Origin of the sequence: Jatrophihabitans sp., from assembly GCF_051960575.1 — a bacterium.
Taxonomy (GTDB): Bacteria; Actinomycetota; Actinomycetes; order Mycobacteriales; family Jatrophihabitantaceae; genus JBQCEE01.
Genome location: NZ_JBQCEE010000231.1, coordinates 1 through 21,073, shown reverse-complemented (window position 1 = coordinate 21,073; position 21,073 = coordinate 1). Strand labels below are relative to the sequence as shown.

The window sequence follows — 21,073 nt, the reverse complement described above, 5'->3', positions numbered from 1 at the left end:
GTGGCGGCGGGGGGGGGGTGGTGGGGGGGTGGTTGGTGTGGGGGGGGGGGGGGTCGGGGGGGGGGTGGTCGGGGGGGGTGCCGTCCCCCGCTCCCCCCCCCCCCCCCCCCCCCCACACGCGTCCCCGCCGCGTCGCCACCCGCGTGCCCGCCGCGTCACCACCCGCGTCGCCACACGCGTCCCCGCCGCCTCCCGGGCTACCGAGGTCGCCGAACCTGTTGATCAACAGCTTTGCGCTGTCGAATCTGGTCGAGCGCGTCTGTTGATCAGCGCGTGTTGCGGGTCGGTCGTGCCTCGAGTGCGCGGCCGGCCCGGTGGCGGCGGTGTGTGGCGACGCTGTGTGGCAACCCTGCGGGGTGACGCGCCGCGCGGGACCCCGCAGCGTCGCCACACGCACCCCGCCCGCACAGCACCTGGTGCCACAGCAGGCGGGCAGCCACCTGCGTCTGGTCAGGTGATGTCGCGGGTCAGGGTCAGGCGGGCGCCGAGCAGGGCCGGGACGAAGGCCCAGAGCAGCAGCACGATCACGCCGCCGAGCGGGCCGAACAGTGTGATGCCGTTGATGTGCCGGTCGGACGCCTTGATGATCAGCAGTGCCCGCGCCGCGCCGCCGGGCAGGTACGGGTAGATGTGCTTGACGCCCGGGATCGCGACGATGAGGTTCTCGAGCACGAGGAAGAAGACGACGCCGACCGAGACGGCCACGATCTGGTTGCGCAGCAGCGCGCCGATGCCGAGGCCGACGATGCCGAACAGTGCGACGACGGCGAAGACGCTCAGCAGGGTGCGTGGCACGTGGTGGCCGGTGAGCGTCCAGTCGACCCCCTTCGCCGAGAGCCACGGCAGCGCGATGGCGAGCTGCACCAGCAGGCAGGCGATCGCGTACAGGGCGCCGAGCACCGCGTAGGTGATGAGCTTGGCCGTGACGATCGCCCACCGCGACGGCGTGGCCAGCACGGTCTGCGTGATCGTCTGGTAGCGGAACTCGGTCGTGACGCCGAGGACGCCGAGGACGAAGACGACGATGTAGGCGAAGCCGGAGATGGCGAACATCTGGGCGACGTCGTCCGGGGTGCGGATGTCGGAGTTGCTCGGCGCGAGCGAGCCGATCACGCCGAGGGCGGCGACGCCGAGCGCCGCGAGCAGCAGCCAGAACCACACCTGGGTGCTTCGGAACTTCAGGAATTCGGCCCGGACGAGGCGGATCATCGCTCACCTGCCGTGAGGGAGACGAAGAGGTCCTCGAGGTCGAAGCGCTGCGCCGACAGCTCGTGCAGCTCGACGCCGGCGGCGAAGGCCGCGTGGCCGACGTCGGCCAGTTCGCGCCCGCTGACCCTGAGCGCGCCGTCCGGCAACCGCTCGAGCGGCGGCGCGCCCAGCCTCGTGCGGAGCGCCTCGACCATCCGGGCCGGGTCGGGGGTGCGGACGATGACGCTGTCGTGGCCGGCGCTGAGCTCGGCGATCGACCCGCTGCGCACGAGCCGCCCGCGGTTGAGGATGACGACGCGGTCGGCGAACTCCTGCACCTCGTTCAGCAGGTGGGACGAGACCAGCACGGTGCGTCCCTGGTCGGCGAGGTGACGCAGGAATCCGCGCAGCCAGCGGATGCCGTCCGGGTCGAGGCCGTTGGCCGGCTCGTCCAGGATCAGTACCCGCGGGTCGCCGACGAGCGCGGCGGCGAGTGCGAGCCGCTGCCGCATGCCGAGGCTGTAGCCGCGCACCTTGCGCCGCGCGGCGTCGGCCAGGCCGACCTGCCCGAGCAGTTCGTCGGCCCGTCGGTCGGGGATGCCGGCGACGGTGCACTGGATGCGCAGGTGGTTGCGGGCGGTGCGCGCCGGATGGAAGCTCGACGACTCGAGTGCCGCCCCGACGACGGTCAACGGATGGGGGATGCGCGCGTACGGGCGACCGCCGATGGTGGCGGTGCCGCCGGTCGGGCGCACCAGGCCGAGCAGCATGCGCAGGGTCGTGGTCTTCCCGGCGCCGTTGGGCCCGAGGAAGCCGGTGACCGTGCCGGGCTCGACGGTGAAGCTCAGACTGTCGACGGCGCGCACGCCGCCGCGGAACACCTTGGTGAGGCCGTCGACGACGATGCGACCGTCGTCGCCGGTCACCGGCTGCACGACCCCGGCGGCCGTCATGACGCCTGCAGGGCCGGGATCACCTGCTCGGCGAAGAGCCGGTAGCCGCTCGGGTCGTAGGCCGCGTCGACGAAGTAGCCGATCGCGTACGCCACGCCGTTGCGCCCGTGCTCGCCCAGCACCTCGGCGATCTGCTCGGGCGTGCCCTTCAGCGCGGTCTGTAGCTGCTCGGTCACCCGCGCCAGCCCGGCCGGTGCGTACCGCTCGTAGTGCTGCAGCGCCCACTCGAGCTTGGCGTCCGCGGCGGCCTCGGTCTCGGCGATGATGATGTTGTAGTTCGCCGACCGGGTGATCGCGTCGAAGTCGGTGCCCACCTCGCGGCAGTGCTCGGCGAGGATCTCGGACTTGCGCCGGAACACCTCGGGCGTGCCGTCGAAGTTCGTGTACTGCGCGTGCTGCGCGGCGATCCGCAGGGTCTTGCGCTCGCCGCCGCCGGCGACCCAGAGCGGGATGCCGCCGCGCTGCAGCGGCAGCGGCCGGACGATCGCGCCGTCGACCTGGTAGTGCTTGCCGGCCAGCGTGGCGGTGCCCTGCGTCCAGGCCTGCCGGAAGATCTGCACCCCCTCGTCCAGCATCGCGATCCGCTCGCCGGCCGAGGGGAAGCCGTAGCCGTAGGCCCGCCACTCGTGCTCGTACCAGCCGGCGCCGATGCCCATCTCGACACGGCCGCCGCTGATCACGTCGACCGTCGCCGCCACCTTCGCGAGGTACGCGGGATTGCGGTAGGCCATGCAGGTGCACATCTGGCCGAGCCGCACCCGGCTGGTGGACGCGGCCAGCGCGGCCATCAGCGTCCAGGCCTCGTGGGTCGCGTCCTCGGTCGGCACCGGCACGGTGTGGAAGTGGTCGTAGACCCAGATCGACTCCCACGGCCCGTCCTCGGCGTCGGCGGCGACGCGGTGCATCGTCGACCAGTGGTCGGCGGGGTCGATGCCGGCGAGGTCCATCCGCCAGCCCTGCGGCACGAACATCCCGAAACGCATGCCCCCACCGTATCGGGGCGACGGCGCCGAACGCCTAGGCTGACGCCGTGCGACTCACCGGGGACGAGGCACGCGAGCGGTTCGCGGGCGGGCGGGTGGCCCGGCTGGCGACGGTGCGTGCCGGGGCGCCGCGTGTCGTCCCGATCGTCTTCGCCGTCGAGGGTGACACCGTCTACTCGGCCGTCGACCACAAGCCCAAGTCGACCCGGGCGCTGCTGCGGCTCGACGACGTCGCGACCCAGCCCGAGGTCTCGCTGCTCGTCGACGAGTACGCCGAGGACTGGTCGCAGCTGTGGTGGGCCCGGGCCGACGGACGGGCCCGGGTGCTGAAGGAGAGCAAGGCCGAGGCGGCGATCGAGCTCCTGGTCGCCCGCTACGACGAGTACGCACGGAACCGGCCGCTGGGCCCGGTGCTGGCGATCGCCGTGTCCCGCTGGTCGGGCTGGGCAGCCACCTGACGCCGTCGTGTTGACCGGCTGTCAACAGGGCAGGAGACTCGCCCGATGGAGCGTGCCACCTACTGCCGCATCTGCGAGCCGACCTGCGGGCTCATTGCCACCGTCGAGGATGGGAAGCTGATCGGGCTGCGTCCGGATAAGGACCACCCGGTGACCCGCGGCTTCTCGTGCCCGAAGGGCATCGAGTTCGTGCACGTGCAGAACGACCCCGACCGGCTGCTGCACCCCCAGCGCCGCCGCCCCGACGGCACGTTCGAGCGCATCACGTGGGAGACCGCGCTGCGCGAGATCGGCGAGCGGCTGCGCGACATCCGCGCCCGCCACGGCGGCGCATCCATCGGCTGGTATGCCGGCAACCCGTCCGCGTTCAGCCACTCGCACGCGATCTGGTCGGCCGCGTTCGTGCGCGGGCTCGGCTCGCGGCATCTCTACACGGCCAACACCCAGGACACGTCGAGCCGCTTCGTCGCCTCGGCGCTGCTCTACGGCAGCCCGACGATCTTCCCGCTGCCCGACCTGCTGCGCACCGACTTCCTGCTCATGGTCGGCGCCAACCCGCTGGTGTCGCGCGGCAGCATCGTCGCGGCCGGCAACCTGCGCGAGAAGCTCACCGGCATCGTCCAGCGCGGGGGACGGGTCGTGGTCGTCGACCCGCGGCGCACCGAGACCGCGCGCGCCTTCGAGCACGTCGCGGTGCGCCCGGACGCCGACGCATGGCTGCTGCTCGGGATGCTGCACGTCCTCTTCGCCGAGGGGCTGACCGACGAGGCGGCGATCGCCCGGCAGACGCGCGGGATCGACGGGCTGCGCGCGCTCGCGCTGACCTGCCCGCCCGAGACCGCCGCCGCCCGCTGCGGCGTGCCGGCCGAGCGGATCGTCGAGCTCGCGCGCGCCTTCGCGGGGGCGCCGTCGGCCACCGCCTACGGGCGCACCGGCGCCTGCCTCGGCACGCGCCCGACGCTGGTGAACGTGCTGCTCGACGCGTTGAACGTCGTCACCGGCAACCTCGACCGGCCCGGCGGCAGCGTCTTCGCTCGCCCGCCGATCGACTTCAGCGCGCTGGCTCACCGCGGCGGCATCGCCACCTACGACACCTACCGCTCGCGCGTCGGCGGCCTGCCCGAGGTGATCGGCCAGCTGCCCGCGCCGCTCATGGCGCCCGAGATCACGACCCCGGGCCCGGGGCAGCTGCGGGCGCTCATCGTCTCGGCCGGCAACCCGGTGCTGTCGGTGCCCGGGTCGCGCGAGCTCGAGGCCGCCCTGCCGCACCTCGAGCTGCAGGTCGGCATCGACCTCTACGTCAACGAGACGCACAAGCACGCCGACTACCTGCTGCCCGCGGCCACGTTCTACGAGCGCGACGACCTGCCGCTGCCGCTGCAGGAGATCCAGCTGACGCCCTTCGTCCAGTGGACCGAGGCCGTCGTGCCGCCGCGCGGCGAGGCCAGGCCGGACTGGCAAATCATCGAGGCGCTGGCCCGCGAGCTCGGGTTCGCGCCGCTGTCCGGGGCGGCGCGGTTCCTCGCCGGTGACGGGCTGCTCGGCCGTGCGCTCACCCGGGCCGCCGCGCCGCTGGCCCGGCGGGTCACCCCGCAGCGCGCGATCGACGCCCTGTTGCGGGCCGGCCGCGACGGCGACCGGTTCGGGCTGCGCCGCGGCGGGCTGTCACTGGCCGCGCTGCGCGCGAAGCCGCACGGGGTCGTGCTCGCCGACACGGTCGAGACCGGCGTGCTGCGCAGGCGGCTCACGCACCGCGACAAGCGGGTGCATCTCGACGACCCGCGCATCACCGCCGAACTCGCCGACCTGCTCGCGTCCCCGCCGCCCGACGACGGGCTGCTCATGATCGGACGCCGTGAGGTGCGCTCGCACAACTCGTGGATGCACAACACGCCCAAGCACCGCGACGCCACCAGGCGCCAGCGCGCGCAGCTCAACCGTGCGGACGCGGACGCGGCCGGCATCGCCGACGGTGACGTCGTGCGCGTCGTCTCGGCGACCGGCGCGATCGAGCTGCCGGCCGAGCTGACCGACGACCTCGCGCCCGGCGTGGTCTCGGTGCCGCACGGCTGGGGTCACGAGGGCGGCGGCTGGACCGTCGCCAACGCGGCCGGCGGCGCGAACGTCAACGCGATCACGCCCGGCGCGCCCGAGACCCTCGAGCGACTCTCGGGCATGACCCATCTCAACGGGGTGCCGGTGCGCATCGAACGGGTCGACGTGCCCGCGCCGGTCGTGGGTGACGAGGTCGCCGCCCCGGCCTGACCGCGGTCGTCAGCGCGCTCGTCAGTGCGGGCGGCCGAGCGTGAACGTCGCGCTGCGCACGATCACACCCAGATGCCGCCCCGGACGCAGCCAGCTCGGCAGGGCACCGTCGGACTCGACACCGACGGTGACCAGGGCCGGGCGCACGCGTCCCTTGCCGCGCAGCGCGGCGTCGCGCAGCACGCCGTCGGGCCAGTCCTGGGCCAGGCGTCCGCTGAGCCGGGTCGGCAGGTTCGGTCCGACGGCCCGGGCGCTCGCCGACACCGCCCACCCGTCGCCGCTCGCGCTCATCCGCGCGTCCAGCGGTGCGCCGGTGAAGGTGGCCAGCGTCTTCGGCAGCGACCAGTTCTGGCGACCGCCCACGAGGCTGTCGCGCGAGTCGACGGCCATGAACGGCACGGTCGCGGTCACCGAGCGGTCCTGCAGCACCCCGACCGTCCCGAGCACCTCGTTGTACGGGCCGACCGGCGTGTCGAGGTAGCGGACGAAGCCGCCGATCACCACGAGGTTGCGGCCGGGTACCGCGGTCTGTGCGCGGGCGGCGGACCCGTCGGCGTGGGTTAGCCAGAGGATCGCCTCGCAGGTGCAGTCCCACGGCGCCGGCGGGGCGCCTGCGGGCAACGACGCGAACAGCGACTCGGACAGGTCGGTCTCGGCGACCCCCGGCACGGCGCGCAGGTCGATGGTCATGGCGTGGCCTCGCTGAGCTCGGATCGGTGGGCGACGCGGCCATCGTGACACGAGGCCCGGGGACGGGCGAGCGATGGTTGCGGGCGGCACACCGGGCGCGTACCGTAGTGATTGAGAGCTCAACCAACCGGAGTGGACGATGACCGGCCCGATCAGCACCACCGCCGCGGCGGACGCCCTGATGCCCGCCTCGCACCCGTTCGCGCAACACCTGTTGAGGGTTGCCGAGATCGAGGCCCGCGCGCCGCACCGTGCGTGGACGCCGGCCGACGGGCCGCTGCCCGCGCTCTACATCAGCCACGGCGCCCCGCCCACCTTCGAGGACGCCGCGTGGATGCGCGAGCTGCACGAGTGGGCTCGCCGCCTGCCGCGACCGCGCGCGATCCTGATCGTCTCGGCGCACTGGGAGTCCGACTCGCTCGGCATCACCAGCACCCGCCCGACCGAGCTGGTCTACGACTTCGGCGGCTTCGCGCCGCTGTACTACGGCATGCGCTACGACACCCCGCCCGCCGAGGGGCTGGCGCGCGAGCTGCTCGGGGTGCTGCCCGAGACGCTGGCCGTGCACGAGCACCGCAACCGCGGCCTCGACCACGGCGCCTGGGTCCCGCTGAAGGTCATGTACCCGCAGGCTGACATCCCGGTGCTGCAGCTGTCGCTGCCGACGCACGACACCACGACGCTGCTCGGCCTGGGTGAGCGGCTGCGGCCGCTGCGCGAGGCCGGCGTGCTCGTGATCGGCTCGGGCTTCATGACCCACGGCCTGCCGTTCGTCCGCCCGGAACACCTGCAGCAGCCGCCGGACTGGTCGGTCGAGTTCGACCTGTGGGCCGAGGACGCACTCAAGCGCGGCGACGTCGACGAGCTGGCGAACTTCCGCACCCGCTCGCCGGGCCTTCGCTACGCCCACCCGACGGTTGAGCACTTCACGCCGATCTTCGTGACCCTCGGCGCCGCGTCGGCCGAGCATGCCGTCACCACCGCCATCGAGGGCTACATGTGGGGCCTGTCGCGGCGGTCGTTCGAGGCGGCCTGACCCGACGTCAGCCGCGCGCCAGCGCGACGGCGCCGGCGATCGCGCCGCGGTACACCGGGCCGTGCCCGGGCACGAGGATGTCGGCCGACAGGCCCTGCAGCGCGTCGAGGGACGCCGCCGCCTCGCCGGAGTCGTCCTGGAACATCGCCCCGATCAGCTGCGGCCCCTCGCGTCCGCTGGTGGGATGCCCGGTGATGAGGCTGTCACCGGTGGCGACGACCCCCACCTCGGGCAGCAGGAAGCAGCAGCTGCCGGGCGTGTGACCGGGGGTCGGCACGGGTACCGGGCCGCCCGGCACGTCGAGGGCGGTGCCGTCGACCGGCAGCGGCACCGGGGTCGGCCAGCTCGGGTGGGTCAGGCCGCCGTTGCGGGCGGCCCGCAGCGCCCACGGCAGCACCCCCGGCCGCCACGCCTGCCGGGCGATGGCCAGCGGGCTCACCTGGTGCTGCACCTCGCCGCGCACCTGCGCCAGCTCGGCCGGGTGCGCGTACACCGTCGCGCCGCTGCGGCCGGCCACCGCCGCGACGTTGCCGAGGTGGTCGACGTGCGCATGGGTCAGCAGGATCGCCCGGACGTCCTCGACCCGCCGGCCGATGCGTTGCAGGGCGGCCGGCACGTTCGTCCGGTCGCCCGGGTAGCCGGTGTCGAGGAGTGTCACGTCCTCACCGTCGACGAGCATGAGCCAGTTGACGTCCGAGCCGGCGACGGCGTGCACGCCGTCGGCCACCCGGGTGACGACGGGCGGCCGGGCGTTCATGCCGTCTTCGTGCCGGCCACGTCGTGCAGGCCGAGCAGGTCGATCGACTCGGCCCGCATCTGCACCTTGCGGATCTTGCCCGTGACCGTCATCGGGAACTCGTCGACGACCCGCACGTACCGCGGGATCTTGTAGTGCGCCAGCTTGCCGGTGCAGAACTCGCGCAACGCCTCGGCGGTGAGCGTCGGGGCGCCGTCGCGCAGCCGCACCCAGGCCATGAGCTCCTCGCCGTACCTGGCGTCGGGCACGCCGATCACCTGCGCGTCGACGATGTCGGGGTGCGAGTACAGGAACTCCTCGATCTCGCGCGGGTAGACGTTCTCGCCGCCGCGGATGACCATGTCCTTGATCCGGCCCACGATGTTGAGGTACCCGTCCGCGTCCATCGTCGCGAGGTCGCCGGTGTGCATCCAGCCCTGCTTGAGCACCTCGGCCGTCTTCTCCGGCTCGTCCCAGTACCCGATCATCACTGAGTAGCCGCGCGTGCAGAGCTCGCCGGGTGTGCCGACCGGCACGGGCAGGTCGGTCTCCGGGTCGACCACCTTCACCGCGACGTGCGGGTGCACCCGCCCGACGGTGGCGGTGCGGTGGTCGAGGGAGTCGTCGGCGGCCGTCTGGGTCGAGACGGGCGAGGTCTCGGTCATGCCGTAGCAGATCGTCACCTCGTCCATGTGCATCTCGGTGATCACCCGCTTCATCACCTCGACCGGGCAGGGCGAGCCGGCCATCGTGCCGGTGCGCAGGCTGGACAGGTCGTAGGTCGCGAAGTTCGGCAGGGCGAGTTCGGCGATGAACATCGTCGGCACGCCGTAGAGCGAGGTGCAGCGTTCGTCCTGCACGGCCTGCAGCGTCGCGGCCGGGTCGAACGTCGGCGCCGGGATCACGACGCACGCGCCGTGGCTGGTGGACGCGAGGTTGCCCATCACCATGCCGAAGCAGTGGTAGAACGGCACCGGCACGCAGATGCGGTCCTCGTGCGTGTAGTGCATGCCCTCGCCGACGAAGTAGCCGTTGTTGAGGATGTTGTGGTGGCTCAGCGTCGCGCCCTTGGGGAACCCCGTCGTCCCGGACGTGTACTGGATGTTGATCGGGTCGTCGAAGGCGAGCTGTGCCGACCGCTGCTCGACGTCGGTCGAGGCGACGCGCTCGCCGTCGGCGAGCAGCGCGTCCCAGGTCGGGTTGCCGATGTAGACGACGTCGCGCAATGCGGGCGTCTCGAGGCGCACCTCGTCGATCATCGCGCGGTAGTCGCTGGTCTTCAGCGCGAGCGCGGCGACCAAGGTGCTCACGCCGGCCTGCTTCAGCACGTAGGCGAGCTCGTGCGTGCGGTAGGCGGGGTTGATGTTCACCAGGATCGCGCCGATTCGCGCGGTGGCGTACTGCACCAAGAACCACTCGACGCAGTTCGGCGCCCAGATGCCGACGCGGTCGCCCTTCGCCACGCCCCGGGCGAGCAGTCCGCGGGCGACGGCGTCGACGGCGGCGTCGAGCCGGCTGTAGGTGAGCCGGGTGCCGCTCGCGCGGTCGACGACGGCCTCGCGGTCGGGCCAGGTCGCCACGGCCCGTCGCAGGTTCGCGTCGATCGTCTCGCCGAGCAGGGGCTTCGTCGAGGTGCCACTGGAGTACGACGTGATGAGCATGGCGCCAGCTTGCTACCTCTCGTCGCCGCGATCCAGCACGTCAACCTTTCGTCGTCCCCGAGTGCTCTACTCGTCGACAGGGAGGAGCCGCGTGGTGATCGTTGGGGCCGGCGCTGTCGACGAACCTCCGGGGTTCCGACGCTTCGTCGAGGGACATTCGCGCTCGCTGCTGCGAGCCGCTTGGTTGCTGACCGGTGACTGGTACGCCGCCGAGGACCTCGTGCAGTCGGCCCTGGTCGTCGCGTGGACGCACTGGTCGACGCTCACCCGGCCGGACGCGCCCGAGGCCTACGTCCGCCAGGTCATGGTGCGCACCTTCCTGCGGTGGCGGCGCCGCCGCTGGACCGGCGAGCTGTCGACCGAGACCGTCGACGCGGTCGACCGGCCGGACGCCTTCGCCGACGTCGACCTGCGGCGGTCGCTCGCGTCCGTGCTCGCCGACCTGCCGCCGCAGCAACGCGCGACCGTCGTGCTGCGGCACTTCCTCGACCTCTCCGAGGCCGCCGCCGCCGAGGTGCTCGGCTGCTCGGTCGGGGCCGTCAAGCAACACAACAGCCGGGCCCTGGACGCGCTGCGGCGCAGCCCCGACCTGGAAGCCCTCCGCAACGACAGGGGTGCGGTATGACCCTCGACGACCGTGCGCTCGCCGCGCTGCTGCAGGCGGCCACGCCCGAGCCGCCGCGATCGATCGCCGTCGACGACATCGCGGCTCGGGTGCGGGCCGCCGCTGCCGGCCCGGCCGGCACCGACGGGCTTCGTGCCGTCGACGAACGGCCGCCCTTGATGGCGCGCACAGCGCGGCCGTCGCGCACGCTCCTGCTGGCCTCCGCCGCGTGCATCGCGCTGCTGGTCGCGCTCGCTGCCCTGGTCGTCTCGGAGCGTTCGCCCAACGCCGACGGCCCCGCCGCGCCGGTGTCGTCGGCGCCCCGGCCGCCGTCGTCCTCCGTGCCGTCCTCGGCGCCGAGGTCACTGCCGACGTCGAGGGCGACGTCGTCCGCGCCGGCCTCGTCCACCGTGCCGTCCGGCCAGAAGGTGGGCCCCTGGGACGCCGTGACCGTCGGCGGTCCGTTCGGCGATGCGGCGCCCCTCGCGGCCGACGCCTCGTCGGTCTACGTCCGGGACGGCTCGCAGTTGCTGCGCCTCGATCCGACCTTCGGCGCCGTCCTGGCCCGCCACGCCTACCTCGCCGGCACGACGTCGTGGGCATCGGTCGCGCACGGTGTGCTGACCGTCGTGGTCGACGACCCGGAGGGTGGGGCGGAACTCGACCGCTGGTCGGCCAGCGACCTCGCCGCCATCTCCTCGCTCACCGTGCTCGACCGGTCGGCCGCGCGCCCGAGCGCATCGATCGTCGCATCGGCTGATGCGAGCGGCGGGCGGATCTACGTCGCCTCGCAGCGCACCGTCGCCGTGGTCGACATGACGACAAACCGTGTGGTCCGTCGGCTCACGGTGCACGGGATCGCGTCGATCGAAGGGATCGCGGTGAGCCCGGACGACCAGCGGCTGTACGTCACCGGCTCGGCGGCCGGCGTCGGGACGCTCGTCGTCCTCGATCCCGCGTCCGACACGGTCGTCGACCCGCCCGCGACCGTGAACCCCGACGGGGGCGCCCAGGCGCTCGCGGCCTCGTCCGGCGGCCTGTGGTTGCAGACCGGCAGCGGCCACGAGCTCGCCCTCGTCTTTGCGCCGGGCGGCGATCCGACCCGTGCGGGCGTACCGGCCGTCGCCGCGGGCGGTGGATTCGTCACCAGCGCGGTGCGCGGCTCGGGGGTCGTCTGGGTCTCGGGCACGGACGCCGTCGCGTGCGCCGACCCGCTGACCGGCGTGGTGCGTGAGTCCGAGCCGATGCCCGCGCCGCGGGAGAGCGCGGCGAACATCAGCGGCCTCGTCGTCGGCGGGCAGCGACTGTTCGGCTACTACACCGACGACGTCCGTCCCGACGGCCTGCTGGTGCGCCTCACCGCGCCGGCCGCCTGTCGACCGTGACGGTGCCCGGCGTCGGTCATTGCAGGTGCGCCGTCCAGACCGCTTCGAGCAACCCCTCCTCGGCGGGGTGGACGGAGGTGCCGCCGCCCTGTGGCGCCTAATGCGTGCGCGGCAGTCGTGCCCGCAGCTGCTCGACCGGCAGCACGTCGTCGATGTCGACCACCGTGTCGAGGTCGACCGTGACGTAGCGGGTGGTGGCGCCCGGCCGGCCGCTCCAGTGCGCCCCGTCGGCCGGACCGTCCACGATCGTCCCGGCCGCGACGATGCCCCGCGGCTCGACGCCCTGCTTCAGCAGGAAGAAGCGGTCGCCGGGGGCGACGCCGTGCCGTCGCCGGTGCACCGACCACTGCAGCCGGTGGATGCGCCCGGCCGCCGTCGCGCGATAGGCGTCCGGGTAGGCGTCCCACGGCCAGCGCACGGGGTTCCACGTGCCGAGGATCGTCCCCATGCCGGCGGGCTACCCACCGGCACGTTCGACGCCGGTGAGCCCGTCAGCCGACGACGACCACGACGCTCCACACCCGCTGCGGCAGCAGGCAGCGCGGCGACGCGTGCAGGCAGGCGGCGTCCGAGGTGGTGGTGAGCGTGGTTCGGCCGGCCGCGAGGGCCGTCAGCGTCACGGCCAGCGGCTCGGTGCCGGGGTATCCGCCGCGCTGGTCGACCCGCACGACGTGGCTGTTGCCGGTGGTCATCGCGTCCCACGTCCCGGATGGCACCGCCAGCGCCCGCCGCTCGCCCACGTGCAGCCGGACGACGGCGCGCCCGGCCGCCGGATCGGTGGGCTCCCCGCCGAAGCCGGGACCTCCGCTCGTCGGGGTCGCGGTCGCCGTCGCGGTCGTGGTCGCCGTCGCCGTCGCGGTCGTGGTCCCGGTCCCGGTCCCGGTCCCGGTCGTCGTTGCCGTCCCGGCTGTCGAGCCCTTCGCCGACCCGTCCGTCGACCCGGCCCCGACCGTCGGCGGCCTGCTCGCAGCGGATCCGGTGACCCCGGCGCCGCTCGACGCGCAGCCGGCCAGGACGAGCACCGCCGCGACAGGCATCACCGTCATGGGCCTCGCCCTCGCGCGAACCGCTTCGGCCAAGCCGCCGGCCGCCGTCCGTGACCGTCTGGCGCGCCCCTTGCGCCGTCCCGTGCTTCCCACATCTCCTGGACGTGCCCGGGACCGTGGACCGTTCCCGGCGCTCCGCGGTTCGGGGCCTTGGCCGGGCATCGAAAAGTGTCGGAGGTGCGTCCTAGCGTCCGGATCATGGACGCTCTCGACGAACCGAACGTGCACCGGATGCCCTCGGTGATCACCGCCCCATCACCGCGGGAGGTGCTCGAACATCGTGCGGACGTGACCACGCTCGGCGAGTCGATCATCGGGCTCGCCGGTCGGATGTCGGCCGCGACCGCCCGTTGGCTGCAGCTGATCGCGGCCTTCGATGCGGCCGAGGGCTGCGACGTCTGGGGATTCCCGTCGACCGCCAGATGGCTGATGCACCACTGCGGCCTCGCGCGCCGGACGGCCGTCGAGCACGTCCGGGTCGCGAAGGCGCTGGTCGCGTTCCCGGTCCTGGCCGAGAGCATGGCCGCCGGGCGGCTCTCGTTCTCGCAGGTGCGGGCGATCAGCCGGGTCGCCGACATCGCGGAGCCGTCGCTGATCGAGGCGCTCGTGATGACCGCCGAGCACGGGTCGATCGATCAACTCGAGGCGGCGGTGCGGGGGCTGCGCACGGTCGACGACAACGAGCACCCTGATCCTGACGCGCCGGACGAGTTGTTCCGTCAGCGCTGGGAGGCGGACGCGCGCTGGTCGTGCTCGGCGAAACTCGCGCCGGAACACGGCGCTGTCGTCGATGCCGCACTGTCGGCGGTGATCGGCCGCGAGGAGGTCGACCGGGCCACGGCGCTCGTGCGGCTCGCCGAGATCACCCTCGCCGTGGTCGCCGCCGCCGACGGTGCCCTGCCGTCGCTACGCGGCGACGAGGCCGCCGCCGTCGTCGTCCACCTGCACGCCCCTGCGCCCTCCCAGCCGGCGGCCGGCGCGGACACCCACACGGCCGACACCGATACCGACAACACCGACACCGACGCGAAGGTCGAGGCCAGCGCCGACGCCGGGACCAAGACCAAGACCGCTACCAAAACCGCCGCTGACGCCGAGACCGACGCGGCAGCTCCGGCGGCGGCGAGGCGGGAACGTGAACGCGACCGAGGGCGCCGGCCCGGAGCGCAGCCGGACGCCGCCCGACGGCCGGCCGAGGTCCGCGGCGACGATGAGGACCGGCGCGGCCGTCCGGCACCGGGTCAGCAACTCGCCGCGGTGATGCAGGGCGTCTACGCGCACCTGCTGCACGGTCCGGGGCTGCCGCCTCGAGTGCTGCGCCGGCTCGCCTGCCGGGCGAAGGTGCGGCTCGTGCCGGTCGACGGCGCCGGATCGCCGCTCGACCTCGGCCGCACCTTACGACTCGTGAGCGACAAGCAGTTCGCGGCGCTGATGCTGCGCGACGGGGGCTGCGCCCATCCGGGCTGCGGTCGCCGGACGGGGCTCGAGGCGCATCATGTGCGGCACTGGATCGACGGCGGACCCAGCGATCTCGACAACCTGGTGCTGCTCTGTGTGGCGCACCACCATGCCCATCACGACGGCGAGTTTGTGATCGGGGCGACCGGCAGCGGCCGCTTCACCTTCGCCCGCTCGGACGGACTGCCGCTGGCACCGCCGGCCGATCCGCTGCGGGTCGGCGACGAGGCCGCTCCGGGCGATGCGGCCTACGACCACCTCGCCACGGACGCCGCGACCAGCCGGTGGGACGGCACGCGCCTCGACCACGACTTCGCCGTGTCGATCCTGGCGCAGGGCCTCAGGCCGCGTGGGACGACAGGCCCCATCGCCGCCTGACGCACGCACCGCACGGCACCCGCACCGCACGGCACCCCCACCGCACGGCACCCCCACCGCACGGCACCCCCACCGCACGGCACCCGCACCGCACGGGCCCCCACCGCACGGCCCCCCCCCACCGCACGAGCTTCAGCGGACGGGCGCCGCCGACGCACGCCGGGCCGCGTTCACAGCCCCGCGACCCGGCGGCGCACGACGGTCACCGCGCCGGACGGGCGGCGTGGGTCAGGCGGTGGCGGGAGCGGTGGCGAGTCGGCGGAGCACGACGACCGAGCGTCCACCCACCTTGATCACCCCGCCGGCCGGGAGCACGTCGGTGTCGACGGGCGTCGGGTTCTCGGTGTCGATCACGAGTTCCCACCGCTCCCCGAAGGACGCCTCGGGCAGGGTGAACTCGATGGCGTCCGGGTCGGCGTTGAAGCAGAGGTAGAACGAGTCGTCGGTGACCCGCTGGCCGCGGCTGTCGACCTCGCGCAGCCCCTCGCCGTTGAGGTAGACGGCGATCGCGCGGCCGAAGCCCGAGCCCCAGTCCTCGTCGGTCATCTCCTCGCCGAGCGGCTGGAACCAGCCGATGTCCGGCAGCCCGCCCGAGCGGCGGACAGGACGGCCGTCGAAGAAGCGGCGGCGACGGAAGATGGGGTGCTCGTGCCGCAGCTCGCCGAGCCGGCGGGTGAACGCGATGAGGTCGGCATCGGCGGAGGCCCAGTCGATCCAGGTGAGCTCGTTGTCCTGGCAGTAGCCGTTGTTGTTGCCCTGCTGGGTGCGTCCGAGCTCGTCACCGTGACAGATCATCGGCACGCCCTGCGAGAGGAACATCGTCGTGAGGAAGTTCCGCCGCTGCCGGGCCCGGAGTTCGAGGATCGCCGGGTCGTCCGTGGCGCCCTCGACGCCGCAGTTCCACGACCGGTTGTGGCTCTCGCCGTCGTTGTTGTCGTCCTGGTTGGCCTCGTTGTGCTTCTCGTTGTACGACACCAGGTCGTTGAGGGTGAAGCCGTCGTGCGCGGTGACGAAGTTGATGGACGCGACCGGCCGGCGTCCCGACGTCTCGTAGAGGTCCGCCGAGCCGGTGATGCGGGCCGCGAACTCGCCGATGGTGGCGGGCTCGCCGCGCCAGAAGTCGCGGACGGTGTCGCGGTACTTGCCGTTCCACTCCGTCCACTGGGGCGGGAAGTTGCCGACCTGGTAGCCGCCGGGGCCGACGTCCCACGGCTCGGCGATGAGCTTGACCTGCGAGACGATCGGGTCCTGCTGGACGAGTTCGAAGAAGGCGGCGAGGCGGTCGACGTCGTAGAACTCGCGGGCAAGGGTCGAGGCGAGGTCGAAACGGAACCCGTCGACGTGCATCTCGGTGACCCAGTAGCGCAGTGAGTCCATGATCAGCTGCAGGGTGTGCGGGTGGCCGACGTTGAAGGTGTTGCCGGTGCCCGTGTAGTCCATGTAGTACTGCTGGTCGCCGTCGACGAGGCGGTAGTAGGCGGGGTTGTCGATGCCGCGGAAGCTCAGCGTCGGGCCCATGTGGTTGCCCTCGGCGGTGTGGTTGTAGACGACGTCGAGGATCACCTCCATGCCGGCCTCGTGCAGGGCGCGCACCATGGCCTTGAACTCGGCGACCTGGCCGCCGGGGTGGGGGCTCGACGTGTACTTGTGGTCGGGCGCGAGGAACCCGATCGTGTTGTAGCCCCAGTAGTTCGACAGCCCCTTCTCCTGCAGGAACGAGTCGTTGGCGAAGTGGTGCACCGGCATGAGCTCGACCGCGGTGACGCCGAGTGACTTGAGGTGGTCGATCACCGCCGGGTGGGCCATCCCGGCGTAGGTGCCGCGGATGTTCTCGGGCACGTCCGGGTGACTGATCGTCATGCCCTTGACGTGCGTCTCGTAGATGACGGTGTCGGCGTACGGCGTCTTCGGTGGGCGGTCGGTGCCCCAGTCGAAGTAGGGGTTGATGACGACGCACTTGGGCATGTGCGCCGCCGAGTCGTCGTCGTTGCGCGAGTGCTCGTCGCCCCAGTGGTAGCCGAAGACCGACTCGTCCCACTCGATCTTGCCGTCGATGGCCTTGCCGTAGGGGTCGAGCAGCAGCTTGTTCGGGTTGCAGCGCAGGCCGTGCTCAGGGTCGTAGGGCCCGTGGACGCGGTAGCCGTAGCGCTGCCCGGGCTCGATCCGCGGCAGGAAGGCGTGCCAGACGAAGCCGTCGATCTCGGTCAGCTCGACGCGGGTCTCGGTGCCGTCGGCGTCGAAGAGGCAGAGCTCGACGCGCTCGGCGATCTCGCTGAAGAGGGCGAAGTTGGTGCCCGACCCGTCGTAGGTCGCGCCAAGTGGATATGGGTTGCCGGGCCAGACCTCGGGTGCAGATGTCACCTGCGCATCATGCCCACCGGGGTCGCGGCCTCACACCGAGGTGACGCAACCGCCGGGAACGGGACGTCGGTCCCGACTCGGCGCCGGCGCTCAGGCGCTCAGGCGGCGCAGTGGCTGCGCGCGGCGCTCGCGGTGGCCGGGGCGCCGTCCGCCGGTGCGGCGCCGCCGCCGGCCAGGCCCGTGGCGGCGAGGTGCGCCGACGGCGCGCGGCGGTGCAGCACCCAGGCGATGGCGCCGGCGAGCCCCATCGTGGCGGCGCCGGCGAGCACGTCGAGCAGGTAGTGGTTGCCCGTCGAGAGCACGACCACGGTGGTGAGCAGCGGGTACGCGGCGCCGAGCCAGCGGACGACGGGGGTGCGGGCGTGCGTCCAGAGGGCGATGCCGCACCAGAGCGCCCAGCCGACGTGCAGCGAGGGCATCGCCGCGAACTGGTTCGACAGCCCACCAAGGCCGCGGGGGACGCTGCCGTGGTTGCTCCACCAGCCGTAGTCGGCGACCGAGGCGAGGGTGTCGGTGAAGCCGCTGCCCGCCAGCAGTCGCGGGGGAGCGGTCGGCAGGAAGTAGAAGCCGACCAGGCCGATCACCGTGCTCAGCGCGAGCGTCGTGCGGGCCATGCGGTAGTGGGGCGCGTGCTTGAGGAACATCCAGAGCAGCACGGCGGGCGTGACGATGTAGTGCATCGTCGAGTAGAAGTACGCGGCGACGACCTCGAGGAACGTCGAGTGCCGGATCACGTGGTTGAGCCAGCGTTCCGGGTCGAGGTGCCAGGTGGTCTCCCAGTCGAGCAGCGACCGGCCGGTGCGCATGGCCGGACCCGGGTCGCTGTCGGCGACGCCCCGGCTGGCCTCGTAGCTGATGTAGATGACGGCGACGATGAGCAGTTCGCGCGGCCAGCGCAGCGCCGGCGCGGGGAATGCGGCGCCGTGACGCACCCGCGTCCACAGTCGTCGCTGCACCGTCACCCGCCCAGAGTAGTCGTCCACGGCCACCGATCTTGCCGTCAGGTGAACGAACGGGACGATCGTGTCGCGGCCCGGGCTCAGGTCCGCAGCGCGCGCATGACGCCCGCGCGGTCGGTCGTGATGCCGTCGACGCCGGCGGACGCGAGCCGGCGAGCCCGCGCCGTCCGGTTGACCGTCCACGCCACTACTGTCGGGGTGCGCTCGTGCAGCAGTGTGACGGTGGACGCGTCGAGCAGGCTGTGCCGCACGGTGACGCCCGCCTCGGCGAAGTCGTCCGGCGGGGCGGCGAGCACGGCGGCCAGGGGGCCGGGCTCGCCGATGCTGAGCCAGGTCTCGAACCCCGCGGCGCGCAGGCGGTCGAGATCGGCCCGGCGGCCGGTGCTCACGATCGCCCGGGACGGGTCGGGGAAGGCCTCGACGACGAGGTCGACGAGGCGGTCGCGCCGCTCGGGCAGCTTCTCCTTCGGGTCGAGCAGCAGCCGGGCGCCATCCGGCAGCAGCGCCAGCTGGGGGGCGAGCAGCGGCTCGCGGCCGTCCGCGCGGCCCACCCGCAGCCGCCAGCCGTCGTAGCGCACGCGGCCACCGGTGTGCGGCAGCGGCGCGAAGTGCGAGACGACCAGCCCGCGCCGGTCGAACTGCAGGTCGACCTCGAACAGGTCGGCGCCCGCCTCGCGCAGCCGGCGGCAGGCGGCGGCATCCGTGGGCATGCGGTGGGCGACGAGGAGCACGTCGGCACGCTAGCGAGCGCCGTTACCGAGCTCCGGACGCCGGGTAGCCCTTCTGTGCACATCGGCCGGTGTGCGCCGGATGTCCGTCACGGAGGAGCCATGCGCGTCGGAGCGAGCCTGTCGTTGTTCGCACTCGGGGCGATCCTGGCCTTCGCCGTCAGGTCGAACCCGAGCGGTTTCGACTTCAACACGGCCGGCTGGGTGCTGATGTTCGTCGGCGCCGTCGGCGTCGCGCTCACCGCCTGGTGGACCAACCAGCGCCGGACGAGCCAGGTCATCACCCGCACCCCGGCCGGCACCCGCGAGACGATCTACGTGACCCCGAACGAGCCGATCGACTCGTCGCCCCTCTGAGTCGGGCGCCACGCCCGCTCGCGCACCGCGAACCGCTGACATGACCCTCACCGCCGATTCCGCCGCCCGCCCGTCCGGGTGGGTGATCGCATCGCGCTACCGCGAGCGCGAGCGCCTGGGCACCGGCGGGGTCGCCGACGTCTTCGTCGCGACCGACGAGCGTCTCGGACGCGACGTGGCGGTCAAGGTGTTCCGCAGCAGCCTCGACACCATCAGCACCAGTGAGCGCCGCGACGTCGAACTGCGCGCACTGGTGCGGCTCAGTCACCCGAACCTGGTCACCCTGTTCGACGCGTCCGTCGACGGCGCGCAGGACGGCGGTCCGGCGGCGCCGGACTACCTCGTCATGGAGCTGGTGCAGGGCGAGACGCTGGCCGCCGCGCTCGCCCGCGGCCCGCTGGACGTCGAGCGGGTGCGCGAGCTGGGCGTGCAGATCGCGAGCGCGCTGGCGTACGTGCACGACTCGGGCGTCGTGCACCGCGACGTGAAGCCCGCGAACATCCTGCTCGGCACCGACGCGTCCCTGCCCGAGTCGGGCCTGCGGGCGCGGTTGTCGGACTTCGGGATCGCCCGGTTCGTCGGCGGCGCCGAGCTCACCCGCGAGGGGCTCACCGTCGGGACCGCGTCGTACCTCGCGCCCGAGCAGGTGCGCGGGTCGGCCGTCGGACCGGAGGCGGACGTGTACTCGCTCGGCCTCGTGCTGCTCGAGGCGCTCACCGGGCGGCGGGTGTATGACGGCACGGCGATCGAGGCGGCGGTCGCGCGGCTCGCCCGGCAGCCCGAGATCCCGCGCGACCTGCCGATGCCGTGGCCGATTCTGCTCGCGGCGATGACCGCGCTCGACCCGGCCGACCGGCCGACGGCGGCCGAGGTGGCGCGCAGTCTGGGCACGCGCCGGCCGCCGACCGGGCTCGAGGCCACCGGAGCGATGCCGTCGGGCACCGGAGCCCTGGCCGCCGCGACGACGGCCGAGCTCCCTGCCGTGCCGGTCGCCCCGTTCCCGCCGCCGAGGCCGCCCGTCGTCGCGTCGCGCGACACGCACGACGGGTCGCATCGTCGCCGGCGACGCGGCCTCCTGCCGCTCGCCGCGGCGGGCATCGTGGCGGCGTTCGGGGCGGTCGGGTTCGTGCTGGCGTCGGCCGGCTCGACGCCGCCGGCGCCCGGCGGATCGTCGTCGACCGTCGTCCCGGCGCACCACCGGTCGGGTGTCGTCGGTGGCACGGGCGGACGCGGGGTGCAGCCGGCCGCGGTGACGCGGTCCGAGGGAGGGTCGGGGACGACGAGCCACGCGCCCGCCAACCGGCACCGGTCGGGGAGCACGGCGCCCAGCACGGGCACGCGGTCGAGCAGTGCGGCGCCCGTGACCTCCGCGACCACCGGTCCGACCGGTTCGTCCGGGCCGGTCACCGCGAGCACGTCATCGGCGCCGCCCGGCGCGCCGACCACCACCGATGCGCCGCCCACGAGCGCCGCGACGACAACGCCTGCGGGCGATCCGGCCACCGGCACGACAACGGATGGCACGACCGGCACCGATCCGGCGCCCGCGCCCGCAGCGACGTCGAGCGCCGCGGTCGCGGTCACCGGCTGAGTGGCGGCCAGCGGACGTCGGCCCGGCGGTCGCGGGTGCCGTCGGGCGCGGTGCCGGGCGGGACGCGTCCGATGGCGGCCAGGGTGGTGACCTGCCAGTGCGGCGGGACGGCGAACTCGGCGGCGAGGCCGTCGCGGTCGAAGGCCCGGAACTGGCGCATCGCCAGGCCGAGCGCGGCGGCCTGGAAGCCGAGATGGGCGACGGCCTGGCCGAGGTCGTAGAGCGAGAACTCGGAG

General features: G+C 73.3%; 19 protein-coding genes and 1 pseudogene. 8 read left to right on the top strand and 12 right to left on the bottom strand.

The window, feature by feature from the left end:
* Positions 1-450: 450 nt before the first annotated feature.
* The 3 genes from ACTHMS_RS12755 to ACTHMS_RS12745 are packed head-to-tail and all read right to left on the bottom strand — an operon-like array spanning position 451 to position 3,124.
* On the bottom strand, positions 451-1,209 hold the full coding sequence (locus ACTHMS_RS12755; RefSeq protein WP_440307044.1) for an ABC transporter permease: 759 nt from the start codon (positions 1,207-1,209) through the stop codon (positions 451-453).
* Positions 1,206-2,141, bottom strand: coding sequence for an ABC transporter ATP-binding protein (locus ACTHMS_RS12750; protein ID WP_440307043.1), 936 nt, complete (start codon positions 2,139-2,141; stop codon positions 1,206-1,208). The genes ACTHMS_RS12755 and ACTHMS_RS12750 overlap by 4 nt, the downstream gene beginning before the upstream one ends.
* A complete protein-coding gene (locus tag ACTHMS_RS12745; RefSeq protein WP_440307042.1) occupies positions 2,138-3,124 on the bottom strand; it encodes an LLM class F420-dependent oxidoreductase in 987 nt (328 codons plus the stop codon). The genes ACTHMS_RS12750 and ACTHMS_RS12745 overlap by 4 nt, the downstream gene beginning before the upstream one ends.
* Positions 3,125-3,171: 47 nt before the next feature.
* Here ACTHMS_RS12745 and ACTHMS_RS12740 point away from each other — a divergent pair, with 47 nt between their 5' ends.
* Both ACTHMS_RS12740 and ACTHMS_RS12735 read left to right on the top strand, forming a co-directional pair.
* The gene (locus ACTHMS_RS12740; protein ID WP_440307041.1) at positions 3,172-3,582 is read left to right on the top strand and encodes a TIGR03668 family PPOX class F420-dependent oxidoreductase; all 411 of its coding nucleotides are present in this window, start codon (positions 3,172-3,174) and stop codon (positions 3,580-3,582) included.
* A 45-nt stretch (positions 3,583-3,627) separates the two neighbouring features.
* Positions 3,628-5,847 (top strand): molybdopterin-dependent oxidoreductase, encoded by a 2,220-nt coding sequence (locus tag ACTHMS_RS12735; RefSeq protein ID WP_440307040.1) that lies wholly within the window; start codon positions 3,628-3,630, stop codon positions 5,845-5,847.
* A 21-nt stretch (positions 5,848-5,868) separates the two neighbouring features.
* On the opposite strand, the gene ACTHMS_RS12730 is transcribed toward ACTHMS_RS12735, so the two are convergent.
* The gene (locus ACTHMS_RS12730) at positions 5,869-6,537 is read right to left on the bottom strand and encodes an acetoacetate decarboxylase family protein (protein ID WP_440307039.1); all 669 of its coding nucleotides are present in this window, start codon (positions 6,535-6,537) and stop codon (positions 5,869-5,871) included.
* Positions 6,538-6,676: 139 nt separating this feature from the next.
* Between ACTHMS_RS12730 and ACTHMS_RS12725 the strand changes: the two genes are divergently transcribed.
* Positions 6,677-7,573: a dioxygenase family protein gene (locus ACTHMS_RS12725; protein ID WP_440307038.1), complete on the top strand. Its 897-nt coding sequence runs from the start codon at positions 6,677-6,679 to the stop codon at positions 7,571-7,573.
* A gap of 7 nt (positions 7,574-7,580) precedes the next feature.
* On the opposite strand, the gene ACTHMS_RS12720 is transcribed toward ACTHMS_RS12725, so the two are convergent.
* Positions 7,581-8,330, bottom strand: coding sequence for an MBL fold metallo-hydrolase (locus ACTHMS_RS12720; protein WP_440307037.1), 750 nt, complete (start codon positions 8,328-8,330; stop codon positions 7,581-7,583).
* A complete protein-coding gene (locus tag ACTHMS_RS12715) occupies positions 8,327-9,970 on the bottom strand; it encodes an AMP-binding protein (protein ID WP_440307036.1) in 1,644 nt (547 codons plus the stop codon). Before ACTHMS_RS12715 ends, ACTHMS_RS12720 begins: the two co-directional genes overlap by 4 nt.
* 91 nt (positions 9,971-10,061) lie before the next feature.
* Here ACTHMS_RS12715 and ACTHMS_RS12710 point away from each other — a divergent pair, with 91 nt between their 5' ends.
* A complete protein-coding gene (locus ACTHMS_RS12710; protein ID WP_440307035.1) occupies positions 10,062-10,595 on the top strand; it encodes a SigE family RNA polymerase sigma factor in 534 nt (177 codons plus the stop codon).
* Positions 10,592-11,959 carry a YncE family protein gene (locus tag ACTHMS_RS12705; RefSeq protein ID WP_440307034.1) on the top strand — a complete coding sequence of 456 codons (1,368 nt, stop codon included), beginning with the start codon at positions 10,592-10,594 and terminating at the stop codon, positions 11,957-11,959. The genes ACTHMS_RS12710 and ACTHMS_RS12705 overlap by 4 nt, the downstream gene beginning before the upstream one ends.
* Positions 11,960-12,056: 97 nt before the next feature.
* Here the strand turns inward: ACTHMS_RS12705 and ACTHMS_RS12700 are convergent, their stop codons facing one another.
* A complete protein-coding gene (locus ACTHMS_RS12700) occupies positions 12,057-12,407 on the bottom strand; it encodes a hypothetical protein (protein WP_440307033.1) in 351 nt (116 codons plus the stop codon).
* Between the two features lie 43 nt (positions 12,408-12,450).
* Complete coding sequence (locus tag ACTHMS_RS12695) at positions 12,451-13,005, bottom strand: hypothetical protein (RefSeq protein ID WP_440307032.1); 555 nt, start codon at positions 13,003-13,005, stop codon at positions 12,451-12,453.
* Between the two features lie 198 nt (positions 13,006-13,203).
* Here ACTHMS_RS12695 and ACTHMS_RS12690 point away from each other — a divergent pair, with 198 nt between their 5' ends.
* Positions 13,204-14,841 (top strand): HNH endonuclease signature motif containing protein, encoded by a 1,638-nt coding sequence (locus tag ACTHMS_RS12690; protein ID WP_440307031.1) that lies wholly within the window; start codon positions 13,204-13,206, stop codon positions 14,839-14,841.
* A 228-nt stretch (positions 14,842-15,069) separates the two neighbouring features.
* On the opposite strand, the gene glgX is transcribed toward ACTHMS_RS12690, so the two are convergent.
* From glgX to ACTHMS_RS12675, 3 genes are all read right to left on the bottom strand, one after another.
* Positions 15,070-17,202 carry a glycogen debranching protein GlgX gene (gene glgX / locus ACTHMS_RS12685; RefSeq protein ID WP_440307030.1) on the bottom strand — a complete coding sequence of 711 codons (2,133 nt, stop codon included), beginning with the start codon at positions 17,200-17,202 and terminating at the stop codon, positions 15,070-15,072.
* Between the two features lie 98 nt (positions 17,203-17,300).
* Positions 17,301-18,185 (bottom strand): phosphatase PAP2 family protein, encoded by an 885-nt coding sequence (locus tag ACTHMS_RS12680; protein ID WP_440307029.1) that lies wholly within the window; start codon positions 18,183-18,185, stop codon positions 17,301-17,303.
* Between the two features lie 56 nt (positions 18,186-18,241).
* On the bottom strand, positions 18,242-18,892 hold the full coding sequence (locus tag ACTHMS_RS12675) for a glycerophosphodiester phosphodiesterase (RefSeq protein WP_440307028.1): 651 nt from the start codon (positions 18,890-18,892) through the stop codon (positions 18,242-18,244).
* 99 nt (positions 18,893-18,991) lie between these two features.
* On the opposite strand from ACTHMS_RS12675, the gene ACTHMS_RS12670 reads away from it, so the two are divergent.
* Together ACTHMS_RS12670 and ACTHMS_RS12665 are read left to right on the top strand one after the other, a co-directional pair.
* Positions 18,992-19,246, top strand: a complete 255-nt coding sequence (locus ACTHMS_RS12670) for a DUF6458 family protein (protein ID WP_440307027.1) — start codon at positions 18,992-18,994, stop codon at positions 19,244-19,246.
* A 40-nt stretch (positions 19,247-19,286) separates the two neighbouring features.
* The gene (locus ACTHMS_RS12665; RefSeq protein ID WP_440307026.1) at positions 19,287-20,837 is read left to right on the top strand and encodes a protein kinase domain-containing protein; all 1,551 of its coding nucleotides are present in this window, start codon (positions 19,287-19,289) and stop codon (positions 20,835-20,837) included.
* On the opposite strand, the pseudogene ACTHMS_RS12660 reads toward ACTHMS_RS12665, so the two are convergent.
* Positions 20,827-21,073: pseudogene (locus ACTHMS_RS12660) on the bottom strand (nitroreductase family protein); the annotation flags it as partial. The gene ACTHMS_RS12665 and the pseudogene ACTHMS_RS12660 sit on opposite strands and share 11 nt — an antisense overlap.